The sequence below is a fragment of the Microvirga sp. GCM10011540 genome, assembly GCF_042650665.1.
Taxonomy (GTDB): Bacteria; Pseudomonadota; Alphaproteobacteria; order Rhizobiales; family Beijerinckiaceae; genus Microvirga; species Microvirga lenta.
Genome location: NZ_JBHSBQ010000030.1, coordinates 1 through 16,922 on the forward strand (window position 1 = coordinate 1; position 16,922 = coordinate 16,922).

The 16,922-nt window shown below is 65.0% G+C and carries 17 protein-coding genes and 2 pseudogenes; 9 read left to right on the forward strand and 10 right to left on the reverse strand.

The window, feature by feature from the left end; genetic code table 11:
- Positions 1–313, reverse strand: a 313-nt coding sequence (locus ACFOYU_RS11080) for a hypothetical protein (protein WP_377033579.1), incomplete at its 3' end; no start/stop codon positions are given.
- A gap of 167 nt (positions 314–480) precedes the next feature.
- Entirely contained in the window at positions 481–921 is a 441-nt protein-coding gene (locus ACFOYU_RS11085) for a CoA-binding protein (protein WP_377033580.1), read from the reverse strand.
- A 129-nt stretch (positions 922–1,050) separates the two neighbouring features.
- On the opposite strand from ACFOYU_RS11085, the gene ACFOYU_RS11090 reads away from it, so the two are divergent.
- Complete coding sequence (locus tag ACFOYU_RS11090; protein WP_377033581.1) at positions 1,051–1,959, forward strand: hypothetical protein; 909 nt, start codon at positions 1,051–1,053, stop codon at positions 1,957–1,959.
- 74 nt (positions 1,960–2,033) lie between these two features.
- Here the strand turns inward: ACFOYU_RS11090 and ssb are convergent.
- From ssb to ACFOYU_RS11115, 5 genes and pseudogenes are all read right to left on the reverse strand, one after another.
- Positions 2,034–2,514 (reverse strand): annotated as a pseudogene (gene ssb / locus ACFOYU_RS11095) (single-stranded DNA-binding protein).
- 155 nt (positions 2,515–2,669) lie between these two features.
- On the reverse strand, positions 2,670–3,083 hold the full coding sequence (locus ACFOYU_RS11100) for a VOC family protein (protein WP_377033582.1): 414 nt from the start codon (positions 3,081–3,083) through the stop codon (positions 2,670–2,672).
- Between the two features lie 161 nt (positions 3,084–3,244).
- Positions 3,245–3,520 carry a hypothetical protein gene (locus tag ACFOYU_RS11105; RefSeq protein WP_226740153.1) on the reverse strand — a complete coding sequence of 92 codons (276 nt, stop codon included), beginning with the start codon at positions 3,518–3,520 and terminating at the stop codon, positions 3,245–3,247.
- A gap of 35 nt (positions 3,521–3,555) precedes the next feature.
- A complete protein-coding gene (locus ACFOYU_RS11110) occupies positions 3,556–3,954 on the reverse strand; it encodes a hypothetical protein (RefSeq protein WP_226740152.1) in 399 nt (132 codons plus the stop codon).
- Positions 3,955–3,959: 5 nt separating this feature from the next.
- Positions 3,960–4,565 carry a hypothetical protein gene (locus ACFOYU_RS11115; protein ID WP_377033583.1) on the reverse strand — a complete coding sequence of 202 codons (606 nt, stop codon included), beginning with the start codon at positions 4,563–4,565 and terminating at the stop codon, positions 3,960–3,962.
- Positions 4,566–4,852: 287 nt separating this feature from the next.
- On the opposite strand from ACFOYU_RS11115, the gene ACFOYU_RS11120 reads away from it, so the two are divergent.
- The 3 genes from ACFOYU_RS11120 to ACFOYU_RS11130 are packed head-to-tail and all read left to right on the forward strand — an operon-like array spanning position 4,853 to position 7,964.
- A complete protein-coding gene (locus tag ACFOYU_RS11120; protein WP_377033584.1) occupies positions 4,853–5,149 on the forward strand; it encodes a hypothetical protein in 297 nt (98 codons plus the stop codon).
- Complete coding sequence (locus tag ACFOYU_RS11125; RefSeq protein WP_377033585.1) at positions 5,149–6,969, forward strand: AAA family ATPase; 1,821 nt, start codon at positions 5,149–5,151, stop codon at positions 6,967–6,969. The genes ACFOYU_RS11120 and ACFOYU_RS11125 overlap by 1 nt, the downstream gene beginning before the upstream one ends.
- On the forward strand, positions 6,966–7,964 hold the full coding sequence (locus ACFOYU_RS11130) for an exonuclease SbcCD subunit D (RefSeq protein ID WP_377033586.1): 999 nt from the start codon (positions 6,966–6,968) through the stop codon (positions 7,962–7,964). The genes ACFOYU_RS11125 and ACFOYU_RS11130 overlap by 4 nt, the downstream gene beginning before the upstream one ends.
- 12 nt (positions 7,965–7,976) lie before the next feature.
- Here the strand turns inward: ACFOYU_RS11130 and ACFOYU_RS11135 are convergent, their stop codons facing one another.
- Positions 7,977–8,657 (reverse strand): hypothetical protein, encoded by a 681-nt coding sequence (locus ACFOYU_RS11135; protein WP_377033587.1) that lies wholly within the window; start codon positions 8,655–8,657, stop codon positions 7,977–7,979.
- A 334-nt stretch (positions 8,658–8,991) separates the two neighbouring features.
- On the opposite strand from ACFOYU_RS11135, the gene ACFOYU_RS11140 reads away from it, so the two are divergent.
- The 3 genes from ACFOYU_RS11140 to ACFOYU_RS11150 all read left to right on the forward strand — a co-directional run bounded on the left by ACFOYU_RS11140 (position 8,992) and on the right by ACFOYU_RS11150 (position 12,161).
- Entirely contained in the window at positions 8,992–9,660 is a 669-nt protein-coding gene (locus tag ACFOYU_RS11140; RefSeq protein ID WP_226740141.1) for a trna delta -isopentenylpyrophosphate transferase, read from the forward strand.
- Between the two features lie 90 nt (positions 9,661–9,750).
- Positions 9,751–11,997: an ATP-dependent RecD-like DNA helicase gene (locus tag ACFOYU_RS11145; protein WP_377033588.1), complete on the forward strand. Its 2,247-nt coding sequence runs from the start codon at positions 9,751–9,753 to the stop codon at positions 11,995–11,997.
- Entirely contained in the window at positions 11,994–12,161 is a 168-nt protein-coding gene (locus ACFOYU_RS11150) for a hypothetical protein (protein WP_226740136.1), read from the forward strand. Before ACFOYU_RS11145 ends, ACFOYU_RS11150 begins: the two co-directional genes overlap by 4 nt.
- On the opposite strand, the gene ACFOYU_RS11155 is transcribed toward ACFOYU_RS11150, so the two are convergent.
- A complete protein-coding gene (locus tag ACFOYU_RS11155; RefSeq protein WP_377033589.1) occupies positions 12,104–14,044 on the reverse strand; it encodes a glycosyltransferase family 2 protein in 1,941 nt (646 codons plus the stop codon). The two genes, ACFOYU_RS11150 and ACFOYU_RS11155, sit on opposite strands and share 58 nt — an antisense overlap.
- A 21-nt stretch (positions 14,045–14,065) precedes the next feature.
- On the opposite strand from ACFOYU_RS11155, the gene ACFOYU_RS11160 reads away from it, so the two are divergent.
- Both ACFOYU_RS11160 and ACFOYU_RS11165 read left to right on the forward strand, forming a co-directional pair.
- Positions 14,066–14,953, forward strand: coding sequence for a transporter substrate-binding domain-containing protein (locus ACFOYU_RS11160; RefSeq protein ID WP_377033590.1), 888 nt, complete (start codon positions 14,066–14,068; stop codon positions 14,951–14,953).
- A 113-nt stretch (positions 14,954–15,066) separates the two neighbouring features.
- Complete coding sequence (locus ACFOYU_RS11165) at positions 15,067–16,800, forward strand: lysine--tRNA ligase (protein WP_377033591.1); 1,734 nt, start codon at positions 15,067–15,069, stop codon at positions 16,798–16,800.
- Between the two features lie 14 nt (positions 16,801–16,814).
- Here the strand turns inward: ACFOYU_RS11165 and ACFOYU_RS11170 are convergent.
- Positions 16,815–16,922, reverse strand: a pseudogene (locus ACFOYU_RS11170) (IS110 family transposase); the annotation flags it as partial.

Consider the following 16,922-nt stretch of genomic DNA (forward strand, 5'->3'; position numbering starts at 1 on the left):
GGCCCACAACCGACGCCGCACACAGAAGACGGTCGTGAAAACGCTGGCGCGCATCCCGCAACAGACGCTGCTTGCGCGCCAGAGGCTGAAAACCAACACCCCTGTCAACCACAACCGAACGAGCGGCCGCGTACAGGTCGTCGACGGAGGCCTCGACCCCCGGGTCGCGCTTGAGCAGACCGATCACATCGATCAAAAGCACGCGCAGGTCCCGCAGGTCTTCCTGCCCGCCATCCTCCACAAGGGAAGCGACGATCCGTTCGATCGCCGCAAGTCTCTCATCAATCGTTTCGGCGAAGCTCTTCTGCGCCATCAGCCGTCACCTCCAGAAACTCTACGAACCGCAGAGGCAGAATGAGCGATTATGGTTAACGAAACGTTGATGGCGAGCCGCTGGAGAGGCCGGAAACTGTTTCCACGCAAGGATTTCAGTGAAATCGAGCTCTCAAGGCTCCTGAGACATCAGAAGGAGCCGGCGGCTCAGCGGAACAGGCGGGAGTGCTCGATGCTGATGCAGCGGTTCATGACGACGCGAAGACCTGCAGCCTCGGCCCGGACAGCGGCCTGTGGGTGAGCGACGCCGAGTTGGAGCCAGAGGGCAGGGGCCTTGATGGCGATTGCGTCCTCGACCACGTCCGGAATGTGTTCGGGGCGGCGGAAGACGTTGATGAGGTCGACCGGCTCGTCGATCTCCTGGAGGCAGGCCCGGAAGGGCTCGCCCTGGAGCGTTTGGCCAAGGGCTGTGGGATTCACCGGAATGAGCCGGTAGCCGGCCCGGCCGAGATAGCTCATGACGCCGAAGCTGGGGCGCCAGGGATCGGTACTCGCCCCCACGACCGCAATGGTCCTCACCCCTTCGAGGACGTTGCGGAGATAGTCAGGCGTATAGGCCTGATGATCGATGTGCGTATCGGCCTGCATGGCACCCTCCGCCTCACCAATCGTCTCGGCTCGCAGGCGGTTCCAACCGGCGGATCGGGATCAAAGTTTCGGATGTTGCGGTTGTCGTAAGGCGGATGCCCGTGAGCAGTCCGCCGATGGAACCGACCGATGGAGCTTTCGTCCGCATTTCAGGTGACGCCAGCCGACGGAGACCGGCCCGGAGCCTTCGCGTCCTTTCCCTATGACCGGGATCTGGTGCGGCGCTTCAAGGAGAGTTTTCCACGAGCCCGCTGGCGCGGGGCGGAGGAGCGCTGGTTCGTTCCGGGAACGACAGCCGTCCGCCGGCTCGACGCCTGGATGTCCCAGGAGCTGGAAGCGCTGGACCGCCATGCGGATGCCAAGGGACGCGATGCGTTCGCCTTCGATCCGCTGACCAGCCCCTATCTCGCCGCCCAAGACGACCTGCAGGTTCGCACACCCTATTCCCGCACGGTCGTGGAGATCATGCGGGCGATTCCCTGGGCGTGGTGGGACTCCGCGAACAGGATCTGGCGCGTGCCGTTCCGCTCCTACGAGGAATTGCGCAGGCGCTGGCCGGAGATCGAGGAGGCCGCGCGGCGCAATGAACCCGAGGCCAGGAGAAGGCGGCGGGAGGAGCAGAAGAGCCGCCCCTCCGGCGCATCCGATCGCGTCCAGGCCGAGCGCCGCCGCAGGCGCTATCCCGTACCTGGCGACGATCTCCCGCCTCTCGAGCGTCCGGTCTCGACACCGGCCTGGGGCGTGGTCGTATTCGAGGAGATCGACGAGGGGGTGAGGGACGAGGCGGTCAGGGAGTTCTATCCCCACCTGCAGGGGAATTTGTCAGGCTATGTCTGGGCCAGGTGGCGCATGCCATGGCTGCAGGAAGTCTACCGCACCAAACCTGCTCCCGAAGGGGAGGGGCTTGAGCTGAGGGAGAGCCGCGGCTGGTGGCTGCCGAGCCGGGACGAGCTGCAGGAGAGGGCGCGCAGGTTGCGGGAGATCGAGCGGGCTCAGCGATCACGCGAAGCCGGGGGGAAGACCCAGGTCGATCTCTAGGCTCTCTCCGAATGCAAAAATCCGGGTGCTGAGACCCGGATTTCCAAAAGTAGGGATTCCAAGAATAACCTGGACTAGAACGGGATATCGTCGTCGAGATCGTTGTAGCGGGAACCGCTGCTCGCCGGCTCCGGCCGTCTTTCCATCGGGGAGGACCGTCCGAAGTCTCCGCCGCTTCTGATCTGGCCCGGCTCGTCGTCGCCGTACTCGGAAGCCCCGCCCCCGCCGCGGCTGTCCAGGATCGTCAACTCGCCCCGGAAGCGCTGCAGCACGATCTCGGTCGTGTACTTCTCCTGACCCTGCTGGTCCTGCCACTTGCGCGTTTGAAGCTGGCCCTCGATGTACACCTTCGAGCCCTTCTTCAGGTACTGCTCCGCCACCCGCGCCAGGTTCTCGTTGAAAATCACCACCGAGTGCCACTCGGTCTTCTCCTTGCGCTCGCCCGAGGCCTTGTCCTTCCACGTCTCAGACGTGGCAATGCGNATTCAGCCGCCGCACCTCCGGGTCACGCCCCAGATTCCCTACAAGGATCACTTTGTTCACGCTGCCCGCCATCGGAGCCTCTCCTCATCTCTCCCGAGCCTGCCGCTGGTCCTCGACCAGCCTCGCCCGGGTCCGTTTACGCTCTCCTGCCCCGACAGGGGCATCGCTTCATGTTCTACATTTGTTCGCAATATTTTGCAAGCGAAGCGACGGCGGCATGCCTGGTCTCAATAGGTGGGCCAGAGCCCCGGCGTCGCAAGTTCCAGCAGATGCCCGTCGGGGTCGCGGAAATAGATGCTCTCGCCGCCGCGGGACCATTTCGTGCGGCCCTCGATCGTCACATCCCTGGCCGACAGGTGCTCCTCCCAGGCGGCGAGTTCGCCTGCAGGGACCGCCAAGGCGATATGGAGCGGACCGCTGCCGTCATGCGGCGGGATCGTGCCGCCCGGCATCCGCATGAGTTCGGTCGAGGCACCGCGCTTGAACAGCAGGAGAATGCTTTTGCCGGCGACATCGAAGGCGCATAGGCGCTGATCGGAATAGACGGGCTTGAGGTGCAGGATGCCTTCGTAGAACTCCCGGGCGCGCGAGAGATTGTCGACATAGAGAGCCGTTTCCAGAACCCCGTTCAGCTGTGGCATTCGGCATCCTCCCGATGATTGTCGCTGCTGAATGCCGAAGCTTACCCGATCGCCTGTGACGGCGCGACAGCCGATGATGCGGGCGAGGTGCGGAGAGCGGACAGCAAAAAGGGAGCGGTGATTATGCTCACCGCTCCCTTGTGTCGTTCATCGTCTGCTGGTTACTCGGCAGCCTGCAGATAGACCACCTGGCTCTGCTCGCTCTGAACGTCGCGCAGGGTCTTTGCCATGTAGTTCAGCCGCTCGATCGCCTTTTCGAGATCCTGCCTGGAGCCCTCGTTGAGATCGTACGCCTGTCGACCGCGGTAGAGGCGGTTGACCTGGCTCTCCATCTCGGCGGCGGCCTCGCGGATGCGGTGGACCAGGTTGTCTGCGATCACATCGGCGTTGCTGTCGACGACGCAGAAGCCGACATTGCTTGCACGGACTTTAGACATTCGATGACACCTCTTCTTGTCGTTCTTCTTGCGGTTCAAGCCACGGCCCGATGCTCATGCTCGGCGAGTAGGCCGAGCCGGCGAGCCAGGGAGTGTTTCGTCACGGGCCCCACCCAGGGAAGCGTCGCCAGATAGGCAAGCTTGTCGGGGCTCGCGAGGTATTCGTCGTAAAGGCGGTTCCGCTCGCGCCAGACCAGGTCGATGGCATCGGCCTTGCCGGGATGCCGGAAGCCGAGCCGTGTGGTCGAGCCGAAGGCCAGCGCCCGCAGGCAGCGCTCATAGGTGCGGCGACCGACCGATGCGGTCACGCTGGCATGGCAGATCGCGTGGATCACCTGCTGCGCGAATTCGTCCGCGGTCTCGGGCTCGTGGCCTGCCGCATCATCACCGCTCGGGCCAAAGCTGTTCCATCCTTCGAATCCCAAGCTGGGCATTGGATTCACCTTATGCTCCAGGCTGCCTGGAGCAGCCGCACGAGCTTCGTTCCGGTTCGTTGAAGACGATGCGATGTCCGCCACGGGAGGGCCGTGGCCCTCACCATGCCCACCTGCGTCTCGCGCAGACGGGCGTTCGCAGAAAGCGCCCGCGTGCCCGTCGGGGCATGTCTGCGCGGGTTCTCGCCTGGAGCTTGGAAGCCTTGATCTCTCGAGACTTTTTCAGTGCGCTCCGGCTCCCATAAGATGGGATTCGGATCCTTCGACTGCAAGGTCCCCAGCATCCGCGGAGCCGGATTTCCGTTCGGCTTCGCCCCGTCCGGCCACGCGGAAATCTCGCTGCGGGCCAGCCTGAATGTCTGCGCGAGATCGGTTCCGGTCTCGACCTCATAGACGGAGGCGGCGCAGGAGAAGGCTTCCGCGAAAAGCGGCATGGCGCACCAGCTCTTCTCCGCCATCTGCATCGGCCACGTCCAGAGGCCGTCGCTGCGGCGATTGGCCAAGCTTTCGCGCTCGATGAAGTAGCCTGTCATTTTGTGTTCGAGGCCGCTCTCCGTCACGAGCCATTCCTCGTTCTCGAAGATCGGACGCTCCGCCGCCGTCGCCATCATGCCGACATTCCTCCAGCGGGTTCATCCCGCCTCATTGCCGCCAAATCTCAAATGCATCTAACGCAACTGGAACAAAACAGGAACATAACGCGAGCGCGCCCCGTGTCAAGCAAACGGTGAGCTTCCGGACTGTAATCTTGGAGTAACGGCCACTATGTGGGGGAAGGGGCGTCAGGATTGAAGAAATCGACTATCATCCGGCCGAAATTGAGGCGAAGGTCTCGCCAGAAGAAACGGCCCAGCTTGATTGAATCTGGGTCCTAGGAATGCAGTGGAGTTCTCGCGACATGACTAACCTGACGCGCCTGGAATCCGACAACCTCAGGCGGCTCGAGGAGATGCGCTCGACATTCGAGAAGCTGCGGGCGGAGCGCATCCGTGCGGAGGGCGAGGTGGAGCGCCTGACACGGGAGCTCGAGCAGGCGCGCGAGCAGGCGCGGGCGGAATTCGGCACGGATGACGAGGCGGCGATCCGGCAGTTGATCGAGGACGCGTCCGCGCAGAATGCCAAGCGCGTGGAGGAGTTCGGAGCAGCGCTGCGGGACATCGAAGCGCGGCTGAAGCAGCTTGGAGGCGAGCGCTGATGCGTGCCGATGCCGTCGATCACGAGGTGACGCGGATCGAGGCGTCGATTGCGCGTCTCGAAGGGCGCCGCGATGCCACGAAGGCGCGGGTCGAGGAGTTGAGGCGGGAGATCGAGCTCGCCAAGGGGCGCCTTGCCGTAAAGGACGAGGTCGAGGCTTTCATCGAGGCGGTGCATGGCAGCGCCAACCGGCGCAACCTGGCCGCTTTCGAGACGCTGCTGACCGCCCTGGTGCAGGAGGTCCTGCCTGGCGAAAAACCCGTCGCTCTCGACCTCTCGACGGAGCGGGGTCTTGCCTCCCTCGATATCTGCGTCGCCCGGCCGGACGGGACCCTGGAAGACGTGCTGGAGGACAATGGCGGAGCGCTCACCAACGTCGTCGGCATGGCCTTGCGCCTGATCGCCGTGGTGAAGGCGGACGTCGCGCGGTTCCTTGCTCTCGACGAGGCGGATTGCTGGATTGCACCTGACCGCGTCTCCTCCTTCTATCGGGTTCTGGAGGACGGTGCTGCGCGCCTCGGCGTCCAATGCCTCGCGGTATCCCACCACGACCTGTCGCAGTTTTCCGGACAGTTTCACATTGCGCGGATCACGGGCGAGCCACTGAACGGAGTCGGCGTGCAGTCTGCGGATTGCAGCGCCGCATGGGACGACGTGCGGCCGGGCCTGCGCTTCATCCGACTGGTCAACGTTCAGGCCTACGAGGATGCCACGCTGCATCTGAGTCCCGGCGTGAATGCGCTGATCGGTCCGAACAATCGCGGCAAGTCGACCTTCATTCGTGCCCTGCGCGCCGTGTTCTATGGCGAAGCGCGCGACAGTCTCGTGCGGGCGGGCGCGAAGTCCGCTCTGGTCGAGATCGGCGTCGCGGGACGACGCATTCTGCGCTTTACGCGCCAGCCGCGCCGTACGCCGGTCAACGTGTGGTCGTTGCACGAGGCGGATGGATCCGTGGTCGAGGAGCAGGGCATGCGCTACGAAACCGGCGGCCGGGCCGTGCCGGACTGGGTGGCGGACCTCTTCCAGATCAGGAAGGTGGAGGAACTCGACGTTCATATCGCGCATCAGAAGTTTCCGGTGTTCCTCTTGGGCGAGACCGCCTCGCGCCGGTCGGCGGTGCTCTCCATCGGTCAGGAGGCGAGCTACATCCGCGATATGCTCGTCATTCATCGCGAGCGCTGCACCCGGGACAACACGTTCGTCCGCACCGGCGAGCGGGAGCTGATCGGGCTGATCGAGGCGCTCGAAGGGTTCGAAGAGCTCGACCTGCTGAAGGAGAGACTTGCTGCCGCCCGCGATCAGGCGACGGAGATCAAGGCTGCCGACGCACGCCTGCAGCAGATGCGGGATTGCGCGATCTCACTGGCGCAACTTCGAGAGAAGCTGGCTCGGGTGCAGGCGCGGGCGCAGGCGACGGCACATCTGCCCGAGCCGGAGCGCCTTGCCAGGCTTGCCAGCAATCTGGAGCGTTCCCGCGAACGCGAGCGCATCGGGCGGCAAGTCATCCAGGTGGCGGAAGCGCTGGCGCGCAGCCGGGTGCGCCTCGATGCGCTGCGCGCCATGCCGGAAGCCGCGCCGCCTCTTGAAAAGACGGCGCCGGCCCAAAACATCCTGTCCCGGCTGGTGGAAACCCGCAGCGCTGCCGCGCTTGCACGGGAGCGGCTGGCGCAGATCGGCCTCGGCTTGGAATCGATCCAGGCCGAGATGGCACGGCTCGTCGAGGAGACAGGCGGGCTTTGCCCGACCTGCGGCTCGCCCGTGAATGCCGAAAGCCTGTTGAACCATCACGCCCATTCAACGGTGGAGCGGCTGACCGCATGATCCTGTCCGGAGAACAGCTGAAGCCCATCGCCTGCAATGGCCTTCTCGTGATCGGGGATCCCCACGTGGGATCCCGCCGTCCGGGCCGGCGCAAAGATCTCGAATGGCCGCTCCCCGTTCTGGCAAAGCTCGAGCGCTGCGTCGGGATCGCCAACGAACGCGGGCTGGCGGTCGTCATCCTCGGCGACCTGTTCGACCGGCCCGTCGAGACGGACGAGGCGCTGAAGAACCAGCTTATCCGGACGCTGAAGGGTTTCCGAAACCGGCCCATCGTCAATGTGGGCAATCACGACATTCAGCATACGACCCTGACCGACGGCGATACGCTGGCTCTGCTGGGTCTGTGCGACGTGGTCGACGTCGTTGCCGCCTCGGCGCCCGTGGTCGAGGTCCAGCTGGGGGAACGCCGGTTGGGTGTCGGCATGACGCCCTATGGCCAAGCCATTCCGACCGATGTGCGCGGGTCTTTCTCCGGCGTCGACCTGCAGGCCTGGTTCACCCATCACGACATCGCCTTCGAGGGCGGCTATCCCGGGGCGGTCCCGCCTTTTGCCGTCGAGGGGTGCGACGTTCTCGTCAACGGACACATTCACAAGACGCAGAAGTCGGTGCAGGCGGGGCGCACCCGCTGGCTCAATCCCGGCAACATCACCCGGCAATCGGTGGATCTCGTCGATCACGTTCCCCGCGCATGGATCTTGGACGGCAGCGGTGCGCTCGAAGCGCAGCCGCTCCCCTTCGAGGCCAACGTGTTCGACCTGACGGGCCGTGTCGTCGATGCGGCCGACGGCTCGGCGGTCGCGCGCGAGGTCGAGAGCGCCTTCGTGACCCTGCTCCAAGCCGAGTCGCCGACCGAGCTGAAGCGCAGCGGCGACGGCTCCATCGTCCGCGACGAGATCGAGGCCAAATTCTCGCAGGACAACACGTCCGACGCGGTTCGCGCCATCGTGCGGTCGCTGCTCGGCGAGGCTGTGGAGCGTCACGCCCGCTCGTGACTTGAGGCCGCTCTAGAAGCCGAACGGATCCGAATAGGGCAGGCGCCGACGCCTGACCTGCGTTTCCGGAAGGATCGGGCGGCTGATGTCGACCGCGATCAGTCCCTCGCAGGCGAGAGCCAGCACGGCCGCGACGCCGTCGGCGGTGTTCATGACCGCGCTGGCGCAGTCCACCAGCCGCATGGCTCCGCTCTCGTCGAGCTGATGCAGGATGCGGACCCGGTCGCCGGCGGTCACGGGCGTGCGCTTGCAGGCCATGATGAGACGGACCGTGGTGAAGCGCGGCTCTGCGCGGATGCTCGCTGCCGTCTCGATGACGAAGGGGCGTCCATCCGCGGAGGCGATGCCGTGAAGGGCGGCCGCCCGCATGGGATGGTTGATGAGACCGTCGTCCGTGACCACGTCCACGAGATGAGAGGTGCCGTCCCTGACAATCTCGAAATCGGCCACATGCCCGATGATGCCGTCTCCGACGTCGAACTCGGCGGCCTCGGCTTGGGCGCGCAGGGCCTCCACCTCGGGGTCGAGCTCGCAGATCGCCAGGAAATCGGCGATGAGGCCGTTGCGGGTGACCGGAGTCGCCTGACTCCTCTGCGTCCGGCGCGACGAGGGCCGGCGGCCGGAGCGTCGAACCGGGAGGTCGAGGATCGCTTGAGCGGACATCAGGTTCTCCAGCGTGGCGTGAAACGTCATGCAGTCCCTCCCGGCGAGCATTCTCCGGGATGAGGACAGTTCATGGCTGCAGAACAAATATAGAACGAATAGCAGTCCGTCAAACCCGGCAAGCATCTGGATCGATCTCCAGGGAGAAAAGCGCCAAGCTTGACTTGGGCTTACCTTGAGGCAAAACGCCGCTGCTGCGAAAACCCTTCAGATCCAAGGCTTTCGGGGGCAGGTCTACTCCCTTGCAACTGGACGGATTCGGCCCGATTTGTTATAGAACAAATAACGAACACGCCGGCCCGGGACGAAGGCTTCGAGAAGAGCGTGGGACCTTTCGCGGGCTCCTTTGAAAGTTGGAACTGAGATGAATACGACAGACAAGAAGATTGCCGAGGTGCTTGCAAAGTTCGGTGAGCCGATGGCCGGCAACGTCTGGCGCGTCCAGGGAACGGCCGTCATCTATCACAAGGCTCTCGAGCGCATCGCGGCGCAGGCGCAGATTCAGTTCGACGCCCCCACCATCGTGCGCGCCGAGCGCGACGAGGCCGTCATCCTGGTGACGGGCCGCATGGGCGAGCGCGTGGAATGGTCGATCGGCGAGGCGCTGATCGGCGTGAACTACCGCGTCTCCGGAAAGCAGGCGGCCTATGTTTATGCGATGGCGGAGAAGCGTGCGAAGGATCGCGTGATCCTCAAGCTCATCGAACTGCACGGCCTCGTCTATTCGGAGGAGGAAGCCGACGAGTTCAGGAACAGCCGTCCGGGTGCGGGCGAGCCGCAGGTCGAGGTCGAGAAGACGGAGAAGAGCGACAGGACGAAGGTCGAGGTCGCCGGCTCCGACACCTCCATCGAGGCCGATCTCAAGCAGAAGATCACGAAGGCGAAGAACATCAACGCCGTGACCGATCTCATGCTGCACGCCGACACGCAGAAGATCCTCAACGACCTGCCCGAAGGAGTGCGCGATGAAATCCGCGACTTCGCGAAAGCGCGCCTCGTCGAGCTCGGCTGGCCGACCAAGAAGGCAGCCTAAGCCGCTCTCCATGACATGCCGACAAGGCGGGGCTTTCGCTCCGCCTTTTGCCTTTGAGGCGCGGATCCTCGCCCGCGGTCGATTCCATCGATGCTGAAAACCTCCGGTTCCACGGCCGAGCAAGCTGCCCTGACCTTGTCGGAGCATCTCGTCGGCTCGGTGGAGCGCGTGACCTTCCACAATGACGAGACCGGCTTCTGCGTCCTGCGGTTGAAGGCGCGGGGACACCGCAAGCCCGTCACGGTCGTCGGCCATGCGCCTGCGGTCGCCATGGGCGAAGTCGTGGAGGCCAGCGGAGCATGGCTGAACGATCGGAACCACGGCGTTCAGTTCCGTGCCACCTCGCTCGTCACGTCCGCCCCCACGACGGCGGAGGAGCTTCAGCGCTACCTCGGATCGGGTCTGCTGCGCGGTGTCGGACCGGCCTGCGCGCAACGCCTCATCGCGTCCTTCGGGGCTCGCATTCTCGATGTCATCGAGCGCCGCCCGCACGACCTGACCCGCGTGCACGGCATCGGCATGGCCAAGGCGCAGAGCATCGCAGAGGCCTGGGCCGAACACCGCACCTTGCGCGACATTGCCGCCTTCCTGCGCGATCATGAGATCGGAAGCGCATTGCTGACGCGGATCTACCGCATCTACGGTGCAGGCGCCGTGGAGATCATCTCGGCCAATCCCTATCGCCTCGCCCTCGACATTCCGGGCTTCGAGTTTTCGGCGGCGGACCAGATCGCCATGCGGCTCGACATCGACCCCACGGCGCGGGTGCGCCTGCAGGCCGGTCTGACGAGCGTGCTCGCCGATGCCATGAAGGAGGGGCACACGGGCCTGCCCGTCGAGGACTTGCTGCGCCAGGCAGGCATGCTGCTCGATGTGCCTGAGGATGAACTGCAGCCTGTGCTCCAGGCTCAATGCCAAGCCGGGCTCGTGATTGCGGACGATCTGCGCGGGCGGCGCTGCATCTTCCTCAAGCATCTCTATGGCGCCGAGCTCTACATCGCGCAGCGCCTGAAGGATCTCGCCAGAGGTGAGCATCCGTGGAGCGGATTGAAGGCAACCGAGGCGGTCGACCGCGCCCAGGCCGCCATCGGCGTCTCCTACTCGTCGAGCCAGCGCCGGGCTCTGGCTGCGGCATTCCGGGAAAAGGTGCTCGTGGTCACCGGCGGACCCGGCGTCGGAAAGACGACGCTGATCCGGGGGATCACCCATCTCTCGTCCGAGCGCGAGCTGAAGATTGCGCTCTGTGCGCCGACCGGACGAGCAGCCAAGCGGCTTGCGGAAAGCACCGGATTTCCGGCCAGGACCATCCACCGCCTTCTCGAAGCCTCAGAAGGTGGCTTTCGCCACAATGCCAAGGTGCCGCTCGACTGCGATCTCGTGGTGGTCGACGAGGCCTCCATGCTCGACATCCGGCTCATGGCCGCCCTGGTGCGAGCGTTGCCGGACGGTGCCTCCCTGCTGCTCGTCGGGGACGTGGACCAGCTCCCTTCCATCGGTCCGGGACAGGTGCTCGCCGACATCATCGCCTCGGGCCATGTTCCGGTCGTTCACCTGAACGAGGTCTTCCGTCAGGAGCAGGAGAGCCGCATCATCGCGGCAGCTCATGCCATCAACCGTGGTGCCGTTCCCGACCTGCAGCCTGCGGCGGAGTCGGATTTCTACTTCGTGGAGGCCGGGAGCCCGGCGGACGCCATGGCCAAGGTCGCCCTCCTCGTGCGGGATCGCATTCCGCGGCGGTTCGATCTCGATCCGGTGCGGGACATCCAGGTGCTCTGCCCCATGAACAGGGGGCGCCTGGGTACCAACATGCTGAACGGCGAGCTGCAGCAGATCCTTAACCCGCCGGGCCCCGACAGCATTCATCGGGCCGGCTGGATCTTCGGCCCCGGCGACAAGGTCATGCAGGTCAGGAACGATTATGACCGGGACGTCTATAACGGCGAGGTCGGGATCGTGCGCGAGGTCAGCCGATCCGACGGGGAAATCTCCGTCGCCTTCGACGATCGCCTCGTCAGCTACGGCTTCAAGGAGCTCGACGAACTGGTGCTCGCCTACGCCACGACCATCCACAAGGCGCAGGGCTCCGAATACCCCGCCGTGGTCATTCCTGTCGGGCTAGGCCAGACATCGATGCTGCGGCGCAAGCTTCTCTACACGGGAGTGACGCGGGGGAGCCGGCTCGTGGTGCTGGTCGGCAGCCGCGCGGCCCTGGAACAGGCGGCCGCCGCCGAGGAGGAGCCGCGCTGGACGAGGCTTCGAGCCTGTCTTCAAGGCTCAGGTCTTCCGCTACGCGAAGTTGATACTATAATCAGGTCGTCGCAGTCGGAGAGCCCATGAGCCTCGAAACCGAACAGGCAGGCCGGTCGGAGCGGTGGTCGGGAGGCGCCTTGATCGCCGGGGCCGCCCTGTGCCTCGTCGCATCGGGCGGTCTCCTCTGGTGGCGCTATGGCGGCTCGGTCTTCAACGATCTGGTCCTTGCCGGTCTCGCCTGGTGCTTCTGAAGCAATCCGGCGCGTGAGGTCAGCGCCAAGCCGTGGCTCGTCTTGTTCCAGCGAAACGGGGCGACGGTCAGCTCCCAGAGTCCTCGCCATGCGGCACAGCTCACCAGGACGTAATAGACCGGAAGCACTGGGAGCCACGGCAGAAGCCGCCACAGGCCCCGGCGCTTGAGAGCCACGATTGCGGGAATGAACACGGCCGCCACCCCGGAGACGAAGAGCGCGAGGCTACCGGAATAGAGCAGCCTTGCCCATTCACCGTTCTCTGCTGCCACAGGCTCTCTGAACCAGAGCAGGACGGTCAGCACTGTGAAGAGCGGATAGAGCAGCGCGCTGAGAACCGTCCCGAGAGTGAGGACCGCAGCCCCGATGAAGCGCCACAGGCGGAGCTGGGACAAGGTTCTTCCGGGCTGGCGCGAGTGGGAGATGCATGTCTGCATGTATCCCTTCATCCAGCGGGTCCGCTGGTGCATCCAGGCCCTGAGGGTGCGCGGCGCCTCCTCATTGGTGGAGGAGGGAAGATCCTCGATGAGATAGCCGAGCCTTGCCAGGCGGATCCCGAGATCCGCGTCCTCGGTCACGTTCCAGGCGTCCCAGCCGAAGATCCGCCTGAGAATGGGCGTGCGGAAGTGATTGGATGTTCCGCCGAGGGCGATGGGACTTCCGATCTCGGAGAGGCCCGGGTTGAACACGTCGAACAGGGTCGCGTACTCGATGGTGAAGAGCCGCGTGAGCCAGGAATCGTCCGTGTTGTCGATGGTGAGCCGCGCCTGAAGGCAGGCCACGTTCCGCGGGAGCCTTGAGAATGTCGCGACTGCCAGACGCAGTTGGTCCGGGTCCGGCACATCCTCCGCATCGTAGACCACGGTGAAGTGTCCTCGTGCCAGGGGCAGGGCGATGTTGAGCGCACGCGGCTTGGTTCGCGGTATCCCGGGAGGCGCCACGATCACCTCGATGAAGGCAGGAAGGCGGATGGCGGCAAGGGCGGCCGGGGTCTCCCGGTCGTCTGCTTCCAGCACCAGCTTGATGTCGAGCTTGGCGGGAGGATAGTCGAGGGCCGTCAATGCCGCGATGAGGCCCGGGACGACCTTCTTCTCCCGGTAAAGCGCCACGATCACCGTATAGACCGGCAGGCTGGCATCGGGTGCCCGCGGAGGCTGTGTCGCCGGTTTGACCGGCTTGGCGACCATGGCTGTCGCCAGCCGCATCGTCACGCCGCTGAGGAAGAGCGGACCCAGCGCCACACCGAGTGCCGTCAGGGTCGGCTCGGGAAAAAGCCCGCCGCAGAAGGACAGGAGCAGCGCCGTTGCCGACAGGATCAGGATCTGCCCTGGACTGACCTGGTCCCGGTTCGACAGGTCCGGGGCATGGTCGGGCAATTCGTTGGCGCAGCGATAGGCGATCCTTCTGGCCTGCGTTCCGAATACCGCCCTGGCGAGCCGTGTCGGGGTCGTGACCGCGACCGGGTTCCGCATGGACCGGCGCTTCCTGAGAAGCCAGGCAAGGGAGGAGCCCTGAGGAGCCATGACGAAGCCCCCCGACAGGCTGGGGGCGAGCCCGCTCATGATGGCGTCCGGAAAGCGCGCCTGGGCGGACAGGCGGGGTGCGCTCGTGAAGGGCAGGGCCAGCTCCGCCGCCAGGGCGCGGTAGAAGTCGCTCTCCCCCACATACCCGCCCTTGATCAGGAACATGTCCGGCGTGACCCCGGCCCGAGAAGCGAGAATGGCGGCCTTGTGCAGGGCATCGGGAGGGTAGCCGTGATGGGCCAGAAACCCGATCTCGACCGGCAGCATCTGCAGGTGAGCGGTTGACTGGCGGGACCCGTCCGCTAGACCCTGCCTGACAGGCAGAGGAAGTCCCCCGAATTCGTGCGAAGATGCCTGCAAGAAGGATATCGGCAGTTGAAGATGCGTTATATAGTTTCAATTGTTGCGCGCTTCCTTCATGGGATCAACCCCGTCCATTGGCGGCCTCACTCCTTCCTGCTGGCCTTCGTGCTCGGCTCGGTCCCGGTCATCGTCCAGGCGCAAGGGGTTGCCATTCCCAACTTCTGGGACCCGCGGGCACAGCTGGAGCGGCCTGATCTGGCCGGGACGCGGACCGTCCGGTTCCTGGTCGACGACGACTTCCCGCCGCTGCATTTCCCTGGGCTCGACGGCAATCCGACGGGATTTTCCGTGGAGCTGGCCCGTGCGGCCTGCGAACGCCTGAACCTGACCTGCACGATCCAGGTGCGCCGGTTCGACACGCTCCTCGATGCCCTGGCCGACAGACAGGGTGATGTGGTTGCGGCCGCCATTCCCCTGACCGCCGATCTGCGGCGGGGCTTCGGCGTGACCTCGCCATATTTCAAGATTCCCGCCCGCTTCGCGGTCCGCAAGGATCGCAACATGCCCGTTCCCGACGTGAAATCGCTCCAGGGCAAGACCGTGGGCATCGTCGGAGGCACGGCGCACGAGGCTTATGCCAAGGCCTTCATGCCCGCCGCCGCACTCAAGCCCTATCCCGAGCTCGGGACCGCCCAGGCGGCCCTCAAGGCCGGGGAGATCGACTATCTCTTCGCCGACGGTCTCGGCCTCGCCCTCTGGATCGGAGGCGAGGAATCCGGCGGATGCTGCGATTTCACGGGTGGGCCCTACCTGGAAAGCCGGTTCTTCGGCGAGGGCATCGGCTTCATCGTCCGCGAGGAGGACGAAAACCTGCGGCTCGCCCTCGATTACGCCCTCCAGCAGCTCTGGAAGGAGGGGAAATATGCCGAGCTCTACCTGCGCTTCTTCCCCATCAGCCCCTATTAAGCCGCATTGACCGGAGCGGGCATGGTCCCCTAGAGGGGGCGGAGTGATTGCCGATTTCCCATGAGGCGCAAATCCCTTTAGGGTGCCGCGCTCGTTTCAACAGTTCTGGTCACATGCCTCAGCCCCTGTCTCTCGACCCCGCCCTCATCGACGCCGCTCAGACCGCGAATGCCTGGCCTTTCGAGGAAGCGCGCAAGCTCGTCGAGCGGCTCAAACGGACGGGAAAGCAGGAGGCGCTGTTCGAGACCGGATACGGTCCCTCAGGCCTGCCGCATATCGGCACCTTCGGCGAAGTGGCGCGCACCAGCATGGTGCGGCACGCTTTCCGGGTTCTGACCGGCGACGCCATCCCCACCCGCCTCGTCGCCTTCTCGGACGACATGGACGGCCTGCGGAAGGTGCCCGACAACATCCCGAACAAGGAGCTCGTGGCGGCCGCCCTCGGCAAGCCCCTGACCCAGGTGCCCGACCCGTTCGGGACGCATGAGAGCTTCGCCCACCACAACAACGCCCGGCTGCGCGAATTCCTCGATGCCTTCGGGTTCGATTACGAGTTCCTGTCGGCGACCGAGTGCTACAAGGCGGGCCGCTTCGACAAGACCCTGCTCACGGTGCTCGAACGCTACGATGCGGTGATGGCGATCATGCTGCCCTCGCTGCGTGACGAGCGGCAGCAATCCTACTCGCCCTTCCTGCCGATCCATCCGAAGACCGGGATCGTGATGCAGGTGCCGATCGACGAGCGCAAGCTCGATGCCGGCACCATCGTCTGGCGCGATCCCGAGACCGGCGAACGCTTCGAGACACCGGTCACGGGCGGCCACGCCAAGCTCCAGTGGAAGCCCGACTGGGCCATGCGCTGGGTTGCGCTCGGCGTCGATTACGAAATGGCCGGCAAGGACCTGATCGACAGCGTGAAGCTCTCCGGCCAGATCGCCACGGCGCTCGGCGGGCTGCCGCCGGAAGGCTTCAACTACGAGCTCTTCCTCGACGAGAAGGGGCAGAAGATCTCGAAGTCAAAGGGCAACGGCCTCACCATCGACGAGTGGCTGGCCTACGGCACGCCCGACAGCCTCGGCCTGTTCATGTACAACAAGCCGCGCGAGGCCAAGCGGCTGTTCTTCGACGTGATCCCGCGGCAGGTCGACGACTACCTGACCTTCCTCGAGAAGTATCCGGGGCAGGATGCGCGAATGCGCCTGATGAACCCGGTCTGGCATCTTCACGCCGGCAATCCTCCGGCGCCCGAGCTGGTCTCGTCGGGAGGCTCCAACCAGCCCGGCACGACCATCTCCTTCTCCATGCTGCTGAACCTCGTCGCCGTGGCGAATTCCGAGGATCCTGCGGTGCTGTGGGGCTTCATCCGCCGCTATGCGCCCGGCGTTTCGCCGGAAACGCATCCCCGTCTCGACAGCCTCGCTGCACGGGCCGTGCGGTACTTCGAGGACTTCGTGAAGCCGCAGAAGACCTATCGTCTGCCCGACGAGGTCGAGGCGGCGTCGCTGCGCCGTCTCTCGGAAGTGCTGGCCTCGTTCGAGACCGGCGAACGTCCTGCGACCGCCGAGGCGATCCAGGACGAGATCTACAATGTCGGCCGCGCCGAACCGCGCTACCAGGACTTCAAGGCAAAGGGCGCCACACCCGAGCGGCCGGGCGTCTCGATCGAGTGGTTCAACACGATCTATCAGGTGCTGTTGGGCGAGCCGCGCGGACCGCGCTTCGGATCCTTCGTGGCGCTTTACGGCGTGAAGGAAACGCGGGCGCTCATTGAGAAGGCGCTCGCCGGCAAGCTCGTGAGCGAGCACGAGGCTTTCCTGAAGGAGAGGGAGACCGGGCGCGCTGCCTAGAGTATCCGTATTGATCAAGCGGGTTTTGAAGACCAGTTTCGCTGATCTCGCAAGAGCGCATTGGCCAGGATGATGAGCTTTCGCATGATGGCGGTCAGGGCGACTTTCGCCGGCTTGCCCGC